This window comes from Achromobacter deleyi, from assembly GCF_902859705.1.
Lineage (GTDB): Bacteria > Pseudomonadota > Gammaproteobacteria > Burkholderiales > Burkholderiaceae_B > Achromobacter > Achromobacter deleyi.
In genome coordinates this window covers 304,659-322,705 of sequence record NZ_CADIJO010000001.1, presented here as the reverse complement: position 1 = coordinate 322,705, position 18,047 = coordinate 304,659, and the positions used below count along the sequence as shown (strand labels likewise).

Annotated in this window: 15 protein-coding genes; 5 read left to right on the top strand and 10 right to left on the bottom strand. The window is 66.3% G+C overall.

Annotated features, from left to right (window positions below; genetic code table 11):
- Positions 1 to 72: 72 nt before the first annotated feature.
- Together HV798_RS01375 and HV798_RS01370 are read right to left on the bottom strand one after the other, a co-directional pair.
- On the bottom strand, positions 73 to 738 hold the full coding sequence (locus tag HV798_RS01375) for an HAD family hydrolase (protein WP_025137120.1): 666 nt from the start codon (positions 736 to 738) through the stop codon (positions 73 to 75).
- 1 nt (position 739) lies between these two features.
- Positions 740 to 1,705 (bottom strand): RluA family pseudouridine synthase, encoded by a 966-nt coding sequence (locus HV798_RS01370; protein WP_175191020.1) that lies wholly within the window; start codon positions 1,703 to 1,705, stop codon positions 740 to 742.
- A 508-nt stretch (positions 1,706 to 2,213) separates the two neighbouring features.
- On the opposite strand from HV798_RS01370, the gene HV798_RS01365 reads away from it, so the two are divergent.
- Positions 2,214 to 5,336 carry an Rne/Rng family ribonuclease gene (locus tag HV798_RS01365; RefSeq protein ID WP_175191019.1) on the top strand — a complete coding sequence of 1,041 codons (3,123 nt, stop codon included), beginning with the start codon at positions 2,214 to 2,216 and terminating at the stop codon, positions 5,334 to 5,336.
- A gap of 135 nt (positions 5,337 to 5,471) precedes the next feature.
- On the opposite strand, the gene HV798_RS01360 is transcribed toward HV798_RS01365, so the two are convergent.
- The 5 genes from HV798_RS01360 to argE form a co-directional block, all read right to left on the bottom strand.
- Positions 5,472 to 6,020: an acyloxyacyl hydrolase gene (locus tag HV798_RS01360; protein ID WP_175191018.1), complete on the bottom strand. Its 549-nt coding sequence runs from the start codon at positions 6,018 to 6,020 to the stop codon at positions 5,472 to 5,474.
- A 280-nt stretch (positions 6,021 to 6,300) separates the two neighbouring features.
- The gene (gene accD / locus HV798_RS01355) at positions 6,301 to 7,179 is read right to left on the bottom strand and encodes an acetyl-CoA carboxylase, carboxyltransferase subunit beta (RefSeq protein WP_175191017.1); all 879 of its coding nucleotides are present in this window, start codon (positions 7,177 to 7,179) and stop codon (positions 6,301 to 6,303) included.
- 37 nt (positions 7,180 to 7,216) lie between these two features.
- Positions 7,217 to 8,083 (bottom strand): tryptophan synthase subunit alpha, encoded by an 867-nt coding sequence (gene trpA / locus HV798_RS01350; RefSeq protein WP_175191016.1) that lies wholly within the window; start codon positions 8,081 to 8,083, stop codon positions 7,217 to 7,219.
- A gap of 1 nt (position 8,084) precedes the next feature.
- Positions 8,085 to 9,284, bottom strand: a complete 1,200-nt coding sequence (gene trpB, locus HV798_RS01345; protein WP_025137114.1) for a tryptophan synthase subunit beta — start codon at positions 9,282 to 9,284, stop codon at positions 8,085 to 8,087.
- Between the two features lie 116 nt (positions 9,285 to 9,400).
- Positions 9,401 to 10,552, bottom strand: a complete 1,152-nt coding sequence (gene argE, locus HV798_RS01340) for an acetylornithine deacetylase (RefSeq protein ID WP_175191015.1) — start codon at positions 10,550 to 10,552, stop codon at positions 9,401 to 9,403.
- 123 nt (positions 10,553 to 10,675) lie between these two features.
- On the opposite strand from argE, the gene HV798_RS01335 reads away from it, so the two are divergent.
- Positions 10,676 to 11,989, top strand: coding sequence for an MFS transporter (locus HV798_RS01335; RefSeq protein ID WP_025137112.1), 1,314 nt, complete (start codon positions 10,676 to 10,678; stop codon positions 11,987 to 11,989).
- Positions 11,990 to 12,071: 82 nt separating this feature from the next.
- On the opposite strand, the gene HV798_RS01330 is transcribed toward HV798_RS01335, so the two are convergent.
- Positions 12,072 to 14,393, bottom strand: coding sequence for a RelA/SpoT family protein (locus HV798_RS01330; RefSeq protein WP_175191014.1), 2,322 nt, complete (start codon positions 14,391 to 14,393; stop codon positions 12,072 to 12,074).
- 107 nt (positions 14,394 to 14,500) lie between these two features.
- Here HV798_RS01330 and HV798_RS01325 point away from each other — a divergent pair, with 107 nt between their 5' ends.
- Entirely contained in the window at positions 14,501 to 15,334 is an 834-nt protein-coding gene (locus HV798_RS01325; protein WP_025137110.1) for a M90 family metallopeptidase, read from the top strand.
- Complete coding sequence (locus HV798_RS01320) at positions 15,331 to 15,840, top strand: flavodoxin family protein (RefSeq protein WP_175191013.1); 510 nt, start codon at positions 15,331 to 15,333, stop codon at positions 15,838 to 15,840. Before HV798_RS01325 ends, HV798_RS01320 begins: the two co-directional genes overlap by 4 nt.
- A gap of 126 nt (positions 15,841 to 15,966) precedes the next feature.
- Here HV798_RS01320 and HV798_RS01315 read toward each other — a convergent pair whose 3' ends face one another.
- Together HV798_RS01315 and pncB are read right to left on the bottom strand one after the other, a co-directional pair.
- Positions 15,967 to 16,320, bottom strand: coding sequence for a RidA family protein (locus tag HV798_RS01315; protein WP_025137108.1), 354 nt, complete (start codon positions 16,318 to 16,320; stop codon positions 15,967 to 15,969).
- A 69-nt stretch (positions 16,321 to 16,389) separates the two neighbouring features.
- Positions 16,390 to 17,565, bottom strand: coding sequence for a nicotinate phosphoribosyltransferase (gene pncB / locus HV798_RS01310; protein ID WP_175191012.1), 1,176 nt, complete (start codon positions 17,563 to 17,565; stop codon positions 16,390 to 16,392).
- Positions 17,566 to 17,720: 155 nt separating this feature from the next.
- On the opposite strand from pncB, the gene fdxA reads away from it, so the two are divergent.
- Positions 17,721 to 18,044, top strand: a complete 324-nt coding sequence (gene fdxA, locus HV798_RS01305) for a ferredoxin FdxA (protein ID WP_006218015.1) — start codon at positions 17,721 to 17,723, stop codon at positions 18,042 to 18,044.
- Positions 18,045 to 18,047 lie beyond the last annotated feature (3 nt).

Sequence of the window (18,047 nt, the reverse complement as noted above, 5' to 3'; positions counted from 1 at the left end):
GTTCCCGGGCAGCCGGCAATCCGCCTGCCCTTGGGGCATGCCGCCAGAGGGCGGCTCAGCGGCAATACCGCGTCAGGCGGCCGCCGCCAGCGTCCGGCTGAGCAGCCATTCGCGTACCCGGGGCACGCTGTCCAGCACGGCCTGGGGCGAACAACCCTCAAGTTCCTTCAGGGTGTGGGCGCCATAGGTCACCCCCAGTCCGTGCACCCCGGCGTTGATCGCCATCTGCAGGTCGTGCGAGGTGTCGCCCACCATCACGACTCGGGCCGGATCGACGTCCAGCTCCTGCATCAGCTCATGCAGCATGCCCGGATGCGGCTTGCTGAAGGTTTCATCGGCGGTACGGGTGGCATCGAACATCGGGCCCAGGCCGGTTGCAGCCAGGGCGCGGGTCAGGCCGACGCGGCTCTTGCCCGTGGCCACGGCCAGGCGCACGTTCTGCCCGGCCAATTCGGCCAGCAGCTCGGGGATGCCGTCGAACAGGCGCAGTTCGGGGTCGCGCAACAGGTAGTGGGTGCGGTAGCGCTCGAGAAAGCGCGGCAGCATCGCCTGGGTCAGCTCGGGCACGGCGCGGCGCAGCGCGCTTTCCAGGGACAGACCAATGACCCAGCTGGCATCCGATGCCGACGGCACGGGCAGCTCCAGGTCGCGGCAGGCGCCCTGGATGGCGGCCACGATGCTGTGCGTGGAATCCATCAGGGTTCCGTCCCAGTCAAAAACGACCAGCGAATACGACATATCAGACCGACTCCAGTTGTTTCAGTATTTTCCGGCACGCGGGCGGCAGCTCGGCCGTCAGCGTCATCGGTTCGCCCGTCAGGGGATGGGCCAGGGTCAATTGGTGGGCGTGCAGGAACATCCGGCCAAAGCCCATGCGCGAGAATTCGGCGCGCACGTCGTCATGGCCGTATTTGTCATCACCCACGATGGGGAAGCCGCTGGCGGCCAGGTGCACCCGGATCTGGTGGGTACGGCCGGTACGCAGCTCGGCGTCGACCAGGCTGTAACGGCCAAAACGCTGTTTGAGGGTGATGATGGTGTGCGCCGTCTGGCCATCAGGGTCGACCTTGACCCGGCGCTCGCCCGACTGGGTGGTCCATTTGGACAGCCCCAGCTTGATGTGCTGGCGGTCATTGACCCAATCGCCCTCGACCAGCGCAAAGTAGTGCTTGTCGCTGCGCCCTTCGCGCAGCATGGCGTGCAGGGCCAGCAGCGCGCTGCGCTTCTTGGCCACCATGAGCAGGCCGGACGTCTCGCGGTCAAGGCGGTGCACCAATTCCAGGAACTTGGCCTCGGGGCGGGCGGCGCGCAACTGCTCGATGACGCCGAACGACACGCCACTGCCCCCATGGACGGCCACGCCGGCGGGCTTGTCCACCACCAGCATTGCGTCGTCTTCGAACACGACCGGGAATTCCGCGGCGGGCACCGGCTTGGGCGTGCCCGGGTCCGGCAGCCGCAGCGGCGGAATGCGGACCATGTCGCCCTCCACCACGCGGTAGTCGGCCGAGATGCGTCCCTTGTTTACCCGCACCTCGCCGCCTCGGATGGCCTTGTAGATATGGGTTTTGGGGACGCCCTTGCACAGGCGCATCAGGTAATTGTCCAGGCGCTGGCCGGCATGCTCGGCGCCGACCTCCACCATGCGGACGGAAGGGGGTGCCATAGGGGAGGAAGTTTCTTTGCGCATTGCGGAAAGCGACATATAATCGGGACAGCCTTAAGGGGCTGAATCAGCCGCTGGCGTAGAGATGCAACTCAAGTACGCAACTCCGTCGAGCGCGTGGGCCGCCATTGTACTGCCTGCTCATTCAACCCCTGGGTCATTTGGTCGCCGGCGCAACCGCGCCCTGCCGGATAGTGGTGTGGCATTCATTTTGCCCGCTGTCCCAGCAGGTCCGTTGCATGCCGCAAGCGGCTTGAAGCACTGCAAGAATCGTCGCATATTTAAAGCACCAGCTGCGTGTAGGCAACCAATCCGACCGCAACTGCCGTTCACAGCACATTTCCGTCAAACCACATTCAGTGAAGCTGACCCTCCTGCTGAAAGAACCCCGTGCCCCACGGCACGACGTGCCCGCCTGACCCGCGGCGGATACGCCTGGGCGCCGCCCAGGTACGGTCCGCATCTTCTTGCCCGCTTCAGCCGCAGCCCGAGTGGCCCGAGGTCACGCGCCGATATCGGCGCGTCATGACAACGGAGAAACCCTCTCATGAAGCGCATGCTGTTCAATGCGACGCACCAGGAAGAATTACGCGTCGCTATCGTCGATGGGCAAAAACTCATCGACCTCGACATCGAGACTGCCGGCCGCGAACAACGCAAAGGCAACATCTACAAAGGTGTCATCACCCGGATCGAACCCGGCCTTGAAGCGTGCTTCGTCAACTACGGCGAAGACCGCCACGGCTTTCTTCCTTTCAAGGAAGTGGCCCGCAGCTTCTTCAAGGAAGGCGTCGACGTCCGCACCGCCCGCATCCAGGACGCCCTGCGCGAAGGCCAGGAACTGATCGTCCAGGTCGAAAAAGAAGAACGCGGCAACAAGGGCGCTGCCCTGACCACGTTCATCTCGCTGGCCGGCCGCTACCTGGTCCTGATGCCCAACAACCCCCGTGGCGGTGGCGTTTCGCGCCGCGTCGAGGGCGAAGACCGCCAGGAACTGCGCGACACGATGGAGCAGCTCGAGCTGCCCCAGGGCATGAGCATCATCGCCCGCACCGCCGGTATCGGCCGCAACGTCGAAGAGCTCCAGTGGGACTTGTCCTACCTGTTGCAACTCTGGACGGCCATCGACGGCGCCGCGCGCGACAATTCCGCGCCCATCCTGATCTACCTGGAATCCAGCCTGGTCATCCGGGCCATCCGCGACTACTTCTCGCCTGAAATCGGCGAAATCCTGATCGACACGGACGAAATCGCCGACCAGGCGACCGCGTTCATGAGCGTCGTGATGCCGGACAACGTCCAGCGCGTGAAGCGCTACCGCGACGATATCCCGCTGTTCTCGCGCTTCCAGATCGAACACCAGATCGAAACGGCCTACTCGCGCACGGTCACGCTGCCCTCGGGCGGCGCCATCGTCATCGACCACACCGAAGCCCTGGTTTCCGTGGACGTCAACTCGGCCCGCTCGACCCGTGGCGCCGACATCGAGGAAACCGCCCTGCGGACCAACTCGGAAGCCGCCGACGAAGTGGCCCGCCAGCTGCGCTTGCGCGACCTGGGCGGCCTGATCGTCATCGACTTCATCGACATGGAAGACAGCAAGAACCAGCGCGCCGTCGAACAGCGCCTGCGTGATGCCCTCCATTTCGACCGCGCCCGCGTCCAGATGGGCAAGATCTCGCGCTTCGGCCTGATGGAACTGTCGCGTCAGCGCCTGCGTCCGGCCCTGAACGAAGGCTCGCACATCACCTGCCCGCGCTGCAACGGCACCGGCGTGATCCGCGACGCCGAGTCCAGCGCGCTGCACGTCCTGCGCCTGCTGCAGGAAGAAGCCATGAAGGAAAACACCGCGGCGGTCCACGCCCAGGTGCCGGTCGACGTGGCGACGTACCTGCTGAACGAAAAGCGTGCCGACATCACCAAGATGGAAGCCCGCCTGAAGGTCAACCTGATGCTGATCCCCAACAAGCATCTCGAGACCCCGCACCACCACATCGAGCGCCTGCGCCACGACGATCCGCGCCTGGAAGAGCTGAAGACCAGCTTCGAGCTGGTCGAAGCCCCGGCCACCGACGCCCCCTGGCAGCCGCGCGAAAGCGAAGTCAAGGCCCGTCCCGAAGCGCTGGTCAAGGGCATCACGCCCTCGCAGCCCGCCCCCGTGTCGACGCCCGCTCCGGCGCCCGCCCCCGTGGCAGCCCAAGCCCAGCCGGCAGGCCTTGGCGGCCTGTTCAAGCGCCTGGTCGGCTGGCTGACCGGCAACGCCGAACCCGCCAAGACCGCCCCCGCCGCCCAGGAAGACACGAGCGCCAAGCGCGCCTCGTCGTCGCGCGGCGGCAAGGGCCGTAGCGGCCACGACGGCCAGGAGCGCCGTGGCGAACGCCATGGTTCCGACCGCAACCGCAACCGCCGCGGCGAAGCCCGCACCGAAGGCGCCGAGGGCAGCGAAGGCGGCCGCCACCACATCCGTGGCAACCGCCGCCCCGAAGGCGAACGCGGCGAGCGCCAGGAACGTGGCGAGCGCAACAATCGCAACGAGCGTGGCGATCGCGCCGAACGCGACCAGGCCGTGCAGACCGCGCAAGCGTCGAACCGCCCGGACGTCGCCGTGGACGCCAATGGCGATGACACCGGTGCCGGCCGCAACCGCCGCCGTGGCCGTGGCCGCAACCGCCGCGAAGAAGGCCAGTCCGATGCGCCGATGAGCGAACAGGAAAGCATGGTCGCCGCGCTGGCCCAGACGGTTGCCACTGCCCTGCCTGAAACCAAGCAGCCCGCCGACGTGTCGGCCGAGCAGGCCGAGGCCGCCGAGCAGTCCGCCGATGGCGTGCCGGTTTCCGCCGAAGGCGCCGAAGCCGGCGCCGATCCGGAACGCAAGCGCCGCCGCCGCCGCAGCCGTCGTGGCCGCCGCAGCCAGGAAGAATCCGGCGTGGCAGGCAGCGACGAGCAACTGGACGACGGTTCGGATGACGACGCTGGCGAACAGGCCGAGCAAGTGACCGCCGCCCCCGCGCCGGTTGCCGCCCAGGCTGAAACGCAATCGGCTCCGGTGCAGACGCAGGCCGTGCAAGCCGACGCCCCGCAGGCCGACGCTCAACCGGCTCAAGCCCGCCCGGCTGAAACCGCGGTGGCGGCCCAGGCCGAGCAAGCCGCAACGCCGGCCGCTCCGGTGGCCGAGCCCGTGGCGCAGCAGCCCGTGCAGACCGCCGCTCCGGTGGCGACGTCGCCCGTGACGGTCGAACCCGCCAGCCAGGTTTCCGAGCCCGCAGCGCCCGTCGCTGCGCCGGTGGAAACCCCCGCTGTCGAGCCGGTCGTGGCCCCTGCCCCCGTCGTGACCGCAGCGCCTGCTGCTCCCGAGGCCGCCCCGGCCCCGGCAGTGCAAGCACCTGCTCCCGTAGCCCCGGTTGCCGCCCCCGTGGCCACCGCATCGGCCGCCCCGGTCAGCGCCCAGCCCATCGTGGTGCCGGCCACCGCCCCGTCTGCCAAGGCCCAGGCCCTGCATGACGTGGTGAACGCCGCTGGCCTGCAGTGGGTTGAAACCGACCCCGAGCGTCACGCTCAGACGCAGGTGCGCATCGCTGCCGCGCACACGCCGGTCCGCCTGGGCCGCGAGCGCAAGCCGGTGGCCGCGGTATCGAACGAACCGCTGGTTCAGGTCGAAACCCGCCACTAAGCCGCCCCGCGCGAGCAAAAGCCCCCATCTTTCGATGGGGGCTTTTTTTTATGCGCCGAATCTTCAGGCGCCGATTCGGCCAGGCGAAAAAAAACCCTCGTTGCCGAGGGTTTTTTCATGTTGATCCGGGAAGGATCAGAATTGGTACGTGTAGGTCAGCTGAACCGTATCCAGGCCCGGGTTCGGGCGCTTGATGCTGGCGTTCGAGAAGTGCGAGTAACGCACGCCGATGCGGTTGTTCGGGGTCAGGAGGAAACCCATGCCCACGTGGTCGCCGAACTGGAAGGCCGTGCTGATGTTTTCGTTGGCGAAGCGGGTGCTGGAGAACACCGTGGCGCCGATACCGGCTTCGAGGTAGAAGCGCTCGCCCGTCCACCAGCGGAACATCGGGATGGCATTCAGTTGCCAGACGTGGCCGGGCGAACGACCGCTGTTGGCCCACCAGTACGAGGCGCCGAGTTCGGGCGTGAGATCCAGCCGGCCCCAGTTGCCGCCGAACTGGTACGTCCAGATCGACGGGGTTTCGTAGCTCAGGGTGAAGCGCTGGTAGTGATCGCCAATGCCATAGTGGGCGCTTATCCCGCCCTGGGTTCCCTCGGACGACTGCGCGCTAGCAAAGGTAGCGACACTGGCCAGGGCCAAACCGACAAGGCGCGTAAGCATTTTCTTCTTCGTCGACTGCATTGGGAGCAACTCCGTATTTGTTGGGACAAGACTCTCGGTCGAATTCACGAGATTTCCGGTACTCCACAACATAGCAAAAACCGGGCCAGAAGGCTCGCAATGTGTCGCAATATGGCAACAATTCCGATGGAAAACACTGTTCCGCCAAGCCGGCGAAATCAACGCGTCACACATCATGCAGCGACCCAGCAAAACGCCGCTGGCACCTGTTGGCGCAAGCGGCGTCTGGTTGCGGCGCAGCCCCGGACAACAAGGGGCCCGGCGCGGCGTGCGCAGGCGATCAGGCGGCAGTGACGACGTCGGCCGGCTGGTTGGTCAGAAGCGCCAGCAGGCGCGCAATTTCTTCACGCAGCTGACGACGGTCGACCACCATGTCGATGGCGCCCTTCTGCAGCAGGAACTCGGCGCGCTGGAAGCCTTCGGGCAGCTTTTCGCGTACGGTCTGTTCGATCACGCGCGGGCCGGCAAAACCGATCAGCGCCTTGGGTTCAGCAATGACCACGTCGCCCATGAAGGCGAAGCTGGCCGATACGCCGCCCATGGTCGGGTCGGTCAGCACGCTGATGAACGGCAGGCCGGCGGCCGACAGGCGCGTCAACATGGCGTTGGTCTTGGCCATCTGCATCAGCGACAGCAGGCTTTCCTGCATGCGCGCACCACCCGAGGCAGCCACGCAGATGAAGGGCGTCTTGTTGTCCAGCGCAGCCTGGGCGCCGCGCGCGAAACGCTCGCCCACCACCGAGCCCATGGACCCGCCCATGAATTCGAATTCAAAGCAGGCCAGCGTGGCCGGCACGCCGCGGATGGAGCCGCTGACGACCACCAGCGCATCGGTTTCACCGGTTTGCTTGACGGCTTCCTGCAGGCGCTCGGGGTACTTGCGGGTGTCTTTGAACTTCAGCGTGTCGACCGAACGCGTGGTCTGGCCGATTTCGACCCGGCCTTCGAGATCGAGCAGCGAATCGACGCGGGCACGGGCCCCGATGCGCATGTGGTGATCGCACTTGGGGCAGACGTGCAGGTTGGCCGCCAGGTCTTCGCTGTACAGCACCGTTTCGCACGACGGGCATTTCACCCACAGGCCTTCCGGCACGCGGCGGGCGCCGCTGTCGCTGGTCTTGTTGATGCGAGGAGGCAGGAGTTTTTCGATCCAGCTCATTGATTTTTCATCCCGTTAGGAGGTCGCGCCAAGCCGCTCAGGCCGACGCGTTTTGTCGTTTTACTTGATCCAGCGCTTGCCGGATGGTGCGCAGCCAGCCGCCGGCGGCGGCGACTGCGGCGTCGGTTTGCTGGGCCGCGGGGACGTTCGCCACCGCCTGCTCCATGGTTTCAATCAGTTTGCTGCCGATGACGACAGCGTCGGCCACGCCGGCCACGCGTTGCGCGCTTTCGGCATCGCGGATGCCGAAGCCCACGCCCACCGGAATGTCGCGCACGTGGCGGCGGATGACAGCCACGCGTTCGGCGACGTCATCGGTATTGAGCGAGCCGGCGCCCGTCACGCCCTTGAGCGAGACGTAGTAGACGTAGCCGCGGGCCACCTTGGCGACGGCCTGGATGCGGCTGTCGGTGGAGGTGGGAGCCAGCAGGAAAATCGGAGCAATGCCGTGGCGGCCGAGGGTTTCGGCGAATTCGACGATTTCCTCGGGCGGGTAATCGACCACCAGGACGCCGTCGACGCCGGCCGCTTCGGCGCGGCGCGCGAATTCGGCCTGGCCCATGCGTTCGATGGGGTTGGCATAGCCCATCAGCACCACGGGCGTGTCGGCATCCTGCCGGCGGAAATCGGCAACCAGTTCGAGCACGCGGCCCAGGCCTACGCCGTGGGCGATGGCGCGGTCGGCGGCGCGTTGGATCACGGGGCCATCGGCCATGGGATCGGAGAACGGCACGCCCAATTCGAGGATGTCGGCGCCGGCCTGGACCAGCGCGTGCATCAGCGGCACGGTAGCAGCCGGCGACGGATCGCCTGCCGCGATGTAGGGAATCAGCGCCGCGGCGCGGCCGGATTCGGCGGTGCGCGCAAAGGCGGCGGCGATGCGATCAGAGCGAGTTGTCGTCATGTTAGAGCTCGATACCGGCACGTTCGGCGACGGTATGCATGTCTTTGTCGCCACGGCCCGACAGGTTGACCAGGATGACGGCGTCGCGCGGCAGCGTGGCGGCCATTTTCACGGCCTGGGCGATGGCATGGGAAGATTCCAGCGCCGGCATGATGCCTTCGATACGGCAGCAGTCGTGGAAAGCCTGCAGGGCTTCGTCGTCGGTGATGCCGACGTATTCGGCGCGGCCGGAATCCTTCAGCCAGGCGTGCTCGGGGCCGACGCCGGGGTAATCCAGCCCGGCCGAGACCGAGTGGGTTTCCTGGACCTGGCCGTCGGCATCCTGCATGACGTAGGTACGGTTGCCGTGCAGCACGCCGACCTGGCCGGCCGCCAACGACGCGGCGTGCTTGCCGCTGTCCATGCCCTCGCCCGCCGCTTCGACGCCGATCAGGCGCACGTTTTCGTAGGGAATGTAGGGGTGGAAGATGCCCATGGCGTTGGATCCGCCGCCCACCGCCGCCACGACGTAGTCGGGCTGGCGGCCGATGGCTTCGGGCATCTGCGTCAGGCATTCGTTGCCGATGACGGTCTGGAAGTCTCGCACCATGCGGGGATAGGGGTCGGGACCCGCCACCGTGCCGATGATGTAGAAGGTATTTTCGATGTTGGTGACCCAGTCGCGCATCGCTTCGTTGAGCGCGTCTTTCAGGGTGCGCGAGCCGGACGTGACCGGCACGACCTTGGCGCCCAACAGCTTCATGCGGTAAACATTCGAGGCCTGGCGGCGGATGTCTTCGCTGCCCATGTAGACCACGCATTCCATGCCGTAGCGGGCGGCCACGGTGGCCGAGGCCACGCCGTGCTGGCCGGCGCCGGTTTCGGCGATGACGCGGGGCTTGCCCATGCGCTTGGCCAGCAGGGCCTGGCCGATGCAGTTGTTGACCTTGTGCGCGCCGGTGTGGTTCAGGTCTTCGCGCTTGAACCAGATCTGGGCGCCGCCGACCAGGTCCGACCAACGCCGGGCATGGTAGACGGGGCTGGGACGGCCCACGAAATGCTTGAGTTCGTAGTTGAACTCTTCCAGGAAGGCGGGATCGACACGGTAATGGTCATAGGCCGCGCGCAGCTCGTCGAGCGCGTGCATCAGCGTTTCCGCCACGAAAACACCGCCATAAGGGCCGAAATGGCCCTGGGCATCCGGAAAGTCGTAAGGTTTCACCAAGCATCTCCCCCGGTATCGCGGCAGACCACTGCCAGCCGCAAATCCGGTTTGCAACCCGTCATTTTACCTGACGCGGGCGGCGGCGGGGGTGCGCCCCACCGCCCCCAGGCGCGTCAGAGCGACTGCCCCAGGCGGCGCAGGAAGGTTTCGCACGACGCCAGCTGATCCAGCGCGACGAACTCGTTGGGCTTGTGGGCCTGTTCGATGTGGCCGGGGCCGCAGACCACCGTGGGGATGCCGATGCCCTGGAACAGGCCAGCTTCGGTGCCATAGGCCACCTTGCGGGTGGCGCGGTCTTCGGTCAGGGCGCGCACCAGCTGGGTGATGGCGGCTTCTTCCGAGGCTTCCAGGGCGGGCGCGGCGGCGCCCGTCTCGATCTCGATGCTGGCACCGTCAAATTCGGCCTTCATGCGCGGCAGGAGCTCATCGCGCACGTATTTTTCGACTTCTGCCTGGATCTCGTCTGGCTGCATGCCCGGCAGGTTGCGGAATTCGTAGGTGAATTCGCACAGCTCGGGAATGGTGTTGACCGCAATGCCGCCACGGATCTGGTTGGTCGTCATGGTGGAGAACGGCACGTCGTAGAACTGGTCGTACGGGCCGTTGGCCTTGAAGCTGTCGGCCAGGTCGCGGATGCGGCAGATCAGGCGGGCGGCGTATTCGATGGCATTGCAGCCGCGCGGGGTCAGCGACGAGTGCGCCGCCTTGCCGTGCACCTTGCAGCGGAACAGGTTGATGCCCTTGTGCGCCACCACCACCTGCATGCCGGTGGGTTCGCCCACCACGCAGCCTTCGGGGCGGATGCCGCGCTCGTGCAGGTCGGCCAGCATGTAGGGCGCGCCGGCGCAGCCGACTTCTTCGTCGTACGAGAACGCCAGGTGGATCGGCTTCTTGCGCGGCATGGCCAGGAATTCCGGCACCAGGGCCAGCGAACCGGCGATGAAGCCCTTCATGTCGCAACTGCCGCGGCCATAGAGCAGGCCGTCTTTTTCGACCAGCTTGAAGGGATCCGTGGCCCAATCCTGGCCATCCACGGGCACCACGTCGGTGTGGCCCGACAGGACGATGCCGCCTTGCAGGCCGCCGTCTTGTGCCGGCAGGGTGGCGAACAGATTGGCCTTGGTACGCTCGGGATTGTGCGCCAGCCACGCATCGACGCCCTGGCCCTTGAGCCAATCGCGGACGGTTTCGATGAGGGCAAGATTGGAATTGCGGCTGGTGGTGTCAAAACCAACCAGCGTCTCCAGCCAGGTGCGCGCGTTCATGTAGCAACTCTCTTGGGGAAAAAGAGAAGTGTAAAGCCAGGACGCCGCGGCGTCGCGGACCTCGACCCGGGGGCTGGGCCTAGAATGTCGCCCTTCAGGCAAAAGCCCCCCCAAGGAGAAACCGTGCAGCACAAAGCAGTTCCCACGCGCAATATCGTGGCGGCAGTCATCGGCAACGCCCTCGAATGGTATGACTTCCTGGTGTTCGCGTTCATGACGCCGATCATCTCGAAGCTGTTCTTCCCGACGGATCCCAGCGTGCCCGGCAGCGAGCTGAACGCGATCCTGATGACCACGGCGATCTTCGGCGTCGGCTTCTTCATGCGCCCGGTCGGCGGCATCATCCTGGGCATGTACGGCGACAAGAAGGGCCGCAAGGCGGCCATGGTGCTGGTGACCTCGCTGATGGCGGTGTCCATTGCGCTGATCACCGTGGCACCGACCTACCACGCCGCGGGCATCCTGGCACCGATCTTCATCCTGATCGCGCGGCTGCTGCAGGGCTTTTCGGCCGGCGGTGAATTCGGCACCTCGACCGCCCTGCTGATCGAGATGGCGCCCAACGGCAAGCGCGGCTTCTATGGGTCGTGGCAGATGGCCGGCCAGATGCTGGCGCTGCTGATCGGCGCGGCCTGCGGCACGCTGATCACCGAGTTCTTCACCCAGGAACAGATCGCCGCGTGGGCCTGGCGCCTGCCGTTCGCCTTCGGCCTGGTGATTGTGCCGATCGCCATCTATATCCGCCGCAACATCGACGAAACCGACGCCTTCAAGCAGATGAAGGAAGAAGAGCGCCAGGCCGCCGCACGCGGCGAGGTGCAGCGCCTGAGCCTGGTGGACATGGTGCGCACGCACACCCGCGAAACGCTGATCGGCGTGGGGCTGGTGGTGACGGCAACGGTGTCGATCTACATCACCTTCACGTACCTGGTGACCTATTCGACCCAGATCCTGAAGCTGCCGCTGAACCAGACCTTCCTGGTGCAGATGGCCGGCGCCGCGTTGATGGTGCTGCTGACACCGTTCATGGGCGCCTGGTCCGACCGCGTCGGCCGCCGACCGATCGTGATCGGTTCGCTGATCGGCTACCTGGTAGTGCTGTATCCGCTGTACTACTGGCTGTCGGATGCCCCGTCGATCGCCCGCCTGCTGACGGTGCAGATCGTGGTGTGCTTCTTCGTGTCGGCCTTCTTCGGCGTGTTCAGCACGGTGATGGCCGAGCTGTTTCCGGCGCGGGTGCGTTCGGTGGGCCTGTCGCTGGCCTATAACGTGGCCGTGATGATCTTCGGCGGCTTCGCGCAGTTCATCGTGACCTGGCTGATCAAGACCACCGGCTCGCCGATGGCCCCCGCCTACTACGTGATGTTCGGTGTGGCGCTGGGCCTGGTGGCGTCGTTCTACATGCGCGACCGCGCGCACGAACGGCTGGACCACTGATACGGCGGCGGGCGCTTCGCAACCTGCGGGTTGCGGGGCGCTGCGACCGGCCAGGGCGACCGGCCTGGCCGGTTCCGCCCCGCTAGCGGCGCACCGCCGACGACACGCCCGGCACCTCGGCCAGCGCATCGAGCGCACGGGCCAGCGATTCGCCGCCGCGCACTTCCACCGTGAACACCATGTGGGCCAGCGACTGCCGGCTTTGCGTGTTCACGCCCACCACGTTCAGGCGCAAGCGCGCAAAGACTTCGGACAGGTCCCGCAAGAGGCCCGAGCGGTCGTGCGCGCGCACGCTGATGTCGACAGGATAGTAGGTATCCGCCGGGGTCTCGCCCCAGGCCACTTCGATGACCCGTTCGGGTTCGCGCGCGGCCAGCGCCAGGTAGCTGTGGCAATCGCTGCGGTGGATCGACACGCCGCGGCCGCGGGTGACGAAGCCGGCAATGGCATCGGGCGGCGCAGGGCGGCAGCAGCGCGCCAGCTGCGTGAGCAGCGAGCCCACGCCCACCACCAGCACGCCGCTCTTGCCGCTTTTCTCGGCGCTGCCCGCGCTGGCGTGGCGCAGGGCGGCCGGCTGCGGCTCGACGGCCGGCGCCGGCGCCTGGAACACGGCGTCGATCTGGCGCAGGCTGAATTCTTCCTTGGCGGCGGCGACGTACAGGTCGTCCGCCCGGGCGAAACCCAGGTTCTGCGCGAGTTGTTCCAGGTTGACGGCCGTCTTGCCCAGCCGCTGCAGTTCCTTTTCGACCAGCGCCTGGCCCTGGGTGATGCGTTGCTGCAGTTCGATGGCGTTGAACCACATGCGCACCTTGGCGCGGGCCCGCGGACTGGCCAGGAAACCCAGTTGCGGATTGAGCCAGTCACGCGATGGGCCGCCGGACTTGGCGGAGATGATCTCGACCGTCTGGCCGGTGGCCAGGCGCGTCTGCAGCGGCACCATCTGGCCGTCGACGCGGGCGCCGCGGCAGCGATGGCCCAGGTCGGTGTGCAGGTGATAGGCGAAGTCGACCGGCGTGGCGCCGGCCGGCAGTTCGATCACGCGGGCCTGCGGCGTCAGCACGTAGATGCGTTCGTCCGAAGGCGCGGGCTCGGCGGCCGCGTGGCGGCTCTTGCCGCCTGCACCCCGGCCAGACGCCGGCTTGCCGGCTTCCGGTTTGGCGGCATCCGCCTTGGCCGCGTCGGCGCCGTCAGCGGCCGGCGCGTCGCCGGATTCGACATCGCTGTTCCAGGCCAGCAACTGACGCATCCAGGCCAGTTGCCGGTCGTATTCGCTGGACGCGGCCACCTGGCCGCCCTTGGCGCCGGCCTCTTTGTAGCGCCAGTGCGCGGCCATGCCGTATTCGGCGAACTGGTGCATCTCGCGCGTGCGGATCTGCACCTCGAACGGGCGGCCGTCGTCGTCGGCCACCACGGTATGCAGCGACCGGTAGCCGTTGGGCTTGGGCCGCGAGATGTAGTCATCGAATTCGTTGGACAAGGGCGTCCACATCTCGTGCACCATGCCCAGCGCCGTGTAGCAGGCGCGCACGTCTTCCACGATGATGCGCAGGGCGCGCAGGTCGTACATCTGCGCGAAGTCCAGCCGCTTGACCCGCATCTTGTTCCAGATGCTGTAGATGTGCTTGGGCCGGCCACTGACCTCGGCCTCGATGCCATGCCTGGCCAGCGCCGCCTGCACCCGTTCGATGGCGCCGGCAATGAAGGCCTCGCGCTCGACCCGTTTTTCTTCGAGCAGGCGTGCGATCTGCTTGTACTTGTCTGGTTCGAGAAAGCGGAAGGCCAGGTCTTCCATTTCCCATTTGATCTGCCAGATGCCCAGCCGGTTGGCCAGGGGCGCGTACAGGTCCAGGGTTTCGCGGGCGAACGCGATCGAGCACGGCGTCTTGCTTTCAGCGTGCCAGCGCAAGGTCTGCAGCCGGGAGGCCAGGCGCATCAGCACGATGCGCAGGTCGGCCGCCATGGCCAGCAGCATCTTGCGCTGCATTTCCTTCTGGCTGCCGCTTTCGGCTTCGGCGTCGCTGGCCTGCCGCGCCACCACGCCCAGGCGCAACAGGGCTCGCGTGCCCTGCACCAGCCGGGCCACTTCGGCACCGAAGGCGGCCGCGACCGGATCGTTGCGCAAGGCGGGCGCCGGCACGGTCAGGTCCGTGGGCAAGGCGGCCAGCAAGGCGGCGGCGCGGGTGGCCGAATCGGTATGCAGGCCCGCCAGGATCCGCACGACGCCGGCGCCGTGCGAAGCCAGCGGCTCGCCCGTCAGGGCCTGCTGGCCCTCGAAGCGGGGAACCGACCAGGCCACTGCCTGGTCGATAAGCGCAAGGCCGTCGGCGTCGAGGCCCGAACCCGCCTCCTGTCGCCAGGAAGCGTCGAAAGGCAAAGGCGCATCGAGTACAGGCGGGGCGGACATCGCGGACGTATTGCGGGGTGGGAATGGAAGATTCCGACACTCTACACTAGGAAACAACTACCGAAACCCCGGCAACGCCCGGACATATATAGAAGGAACCCAAGCTTATGTTGCGCTGGCTCAAGGGCCGAGGAGCAAACCCGTCGGAGGTGGCGGAAATGCAGGCCCGGATCGATCCCGACCTCTGGCGGCAGGTGCTGCAGACCCACCCGTTCCTGGCGGCGCTGGACGCTGACGAGACCGCCCAGTTGCTGGCGCGGTCGGCCTGGCTGCTGGCCAGCAAGACCATCAACGGGGCGCAGGGGCTGGAAGTGACCGACTTCATGCGCCTGTCGATTGCCGCCCAGGCCAGCCTGCCGATCCTGAACCTGACGCCCAAGCTGTACGAGGGCTGGGACGAGATCATCGTCTACCCCGCCGGGTTCCGCATCCCGCGCAAGCGCCTGGACGAAGACGGCGTGATGCACGAATACGTCGAGGACGCGGCCGGCGAAGCCTGGGAAGGCGGTCCGCTGGTGCTGTCCTGGGAAGATGCACTGCTGTCCGAAGGCGGCTTCAATGTGGTGATCCACGAATTCGCGCACAAGCTGGACCTGCAATCGGGCTTTGCCGACGGCATGCCGTCGCTGGCGGCGCACGGTGACCTCAAGCCGCGCGACTGGCGCCGCATCCTGGACGACAGCCTGGACCGCTTCATTGCCGCTGTAGACGCCGTGGAAGCGGCCATTCCGCACGACGTGGACCCCGAAAGCGAGGCGGCCGACGCCTGGTACGGCCAACTGCCGCTGGACCCGTATGCGGCGACCGACGAAGCCGAGTTCTTTGCGGTCAGCTCCGAGCACTTCTTCGTCGACCCCTACCCCATGTCCGAAGCCCTGCCCGAGTGGTTCGGCCTGTTGCAGGCCTATTACCGCCAGGACACCCTGAGGCGCTACCCGTGAAGCAGCTGCTGATCGTCTGGCATTCGCGCACCGGCGCGGCCCGGCAGATGGCCGAGGCCGCTGCCCGTGGCGCCGCCGCAGCCGCCACGCTGCTTCAGCAGCCGGACGAGCTGGCCGTGATCCTGCGCCCCGCGCGGGACGCCGGGGTGGACGAGGTACTGGCCAGCGACGGATTCCTATTCTGCGCCCCCGAAAACCTGGCGAGCCTGAGCGGCGAGATGAAGGAATTCTTCGACCGCAGCTACTACGGCGTGCTCGATCGCATCGCGGGCCGGCCGTACGCCTGCCTGATCAGCGCCGGCAGCGACGGCTCGGGCGCCGCCCGCCAGGTCGAGCGCATCTGCACCGGCTGGCGCCTGCGGGCCGTGGCCCAGCCGCTGATCGTCAACCTGGGCGCGCAGACGCCGCAGCAGATCGCGGCCCCCAAGACCGTGGCGCCCGCCGACCTGGCGCGCTGCGAGGAAGCCGGCGGCCTGCTGGCCGGCCTGCTGCTGACCGCCGGCTAGCCCCAGCCGGCGCGCCCGCTGCGTCGTTCGATGGCAGCGACGGCATGGCCCGCGCGACATCCGGCGTGGAAACGAAAAAGCCCTCCGGCATGCCGGAGGGCTTTCGACATGAGGCGCGCGCAGTCTTTAGGCGACGGCGGCGGTCACGACGATCTCGACCTTGAAGTCGGGATTGGCGAGGCGGGCCTCGACCGTGGCGCGCGGGGGCGAGTTGCCGTCGGCAACCCAGGCATCCCAGGCCTTGTTCATGCCATCGAATTCCTTCATGTTGGCCACGTAGATCTGGGCCATCAGGATCTTGGTCTTGTCGGTGCCGGCTTCGGCCAACAGGCGGTCGATGGTCGCGAGCACTTGCTCGGTCTGGCCGGTGATGTCCAGCTTGGCATCGTCCGGCACCTGGCCTGCCAGGTACGCGACGCCGTTGTAAACGGCCATGTCCGACAGGCGCTTGGCGACGTGGAAGCGCTTGATGCTGCTCATGAATATTCCCCTAGTGACGAGTTGACGGGTTGGAACAATGCGAATGCCGAACTTTACCCTGCCGCGGCCTCAGGCGGGCGGCAGCTGGAAGACCTGGCGCAGATAGGCCAGGTAGGCCGGATCGTCGCACATGGTCTTTTCGGGCGCGTCGGACACCTTGGCCACGGGCTGGCCGTTGCAGCGGACCATCTTCATGACGATCTGCAAGGGTTCGTGGCCCAGGTCGTTGGTGAGGTTGGTGCCGATGCCGAACGACACCTTGCAGCGGCCGGCGAACTGACGGGCCAGTTCGATAGCGCGCGGGAAGGTCAGCGAATCGGAGAACACCAGCGTCTTGGCGCGCGGGTCGACGCGGTTCTTGCGGTAGTGCTCGAGCAGCCTTTCGCCCCAGACGAAGGGATCGCCGGAATCGTGGCGCGCGCCGTCGAACAGCTTGCAGAAATACATGTCGAAATCGCGCAGGAAGGCGTCCATGCCGTAGACGTCCGACAGCGCAATGCCGAGGTCGCCGCGGTATTCCTTGGCCCACACTTCCAGGGCGAAGACCTGCGAATCACGCAGCCGCGGACCCAGCGCCTGGCAGGCCTGCAGGTATTCGTGGCCCATGGTGCCCAGCGGCAGCACTTCATGCTGCTTGGCCAGGAGCACGTTGCTGGTGCCGGCGAAGTGCGGTCCCATCTGGGCCTTCATGGTGGACACGATTTCCTCGTGCCAGACCTTGGAGAAGCGCCGGCGGGTGCCGTATTCGGCCACGCGGAAATCGGCCAGCGCGGGATCGTCCAGCACCAGGTGCATCTTGGACTGCAGGCGCTTGCGGCCTTCTTCCCAGTCCGGATGCTTGCGGGTGTTGCGGAAATAGACTTCGTTGACGATCGCCAGCACGGGGATCTCGAACAGGATCGTGTGCAGCCACGGCCCCTTGACCTCGATGCTGATCTCGCCGGGCGCATCGCCTTCGGCGATGTGGATGCAGCGCTCGGGCAGGTGGAACAGTTCGAGGAAATCGACGAAGTCGCTTTTGATAAAGCGCAAGCCGCCCAGATATTTAAGTTCGTCGGCGGTGAAGCGCAGCTGGCACAGCTGGTGCACTTCTTCGCGGATTTCGTCCAGGTAGGGGCGCAGGTTGGCGCCCTGCGTGCGGCATTTGTAACGGTACTCGACCTGAGCAGCGGGGAACTGATGCAGCACCACTTGCATCATGCTGAATTTGTACAGATCGGTGTCGAGCAGCGAAGTGATTATCATGATTGCGCGTATCGTTTCGCGACACCATAGCACGAAGGGACGGCCTGTTCCCCCAATGTGCCACGATGTCAACACGGGTATTCACGGCGGTTTGGCGCCGCATTGGGTAAAATCGGCCCAACAAAACACAAATGCCGCCTGCCCGGAGTCCCTGAATGACCCACGTCGTCACCGAAAACTGTATCAAGTGCAAGTACACCGATTGCGTAGATGTGTGCCCGGTGGACTGTTTTCGTGAGGGTCCGAACTTCCTGGTGATCGACCCCGACGAATGCATCGATTGCGCCGTCTGCATCCCGGAATGCCCGGCCAATGCGATCTACGCCGAAGAAGACGTGCCGCAGGACCAGCTGAACTTCATCGCCCTGAACGCCGAACTCTCGCCCGAGTTCGCCAGCATCAGCCGCGCCAAGAAGCCGCTGCCCGATGCCGACGACTGGAACGGCAAGCAGGACAAGCTGCAATACCTGGAAAAATAATCC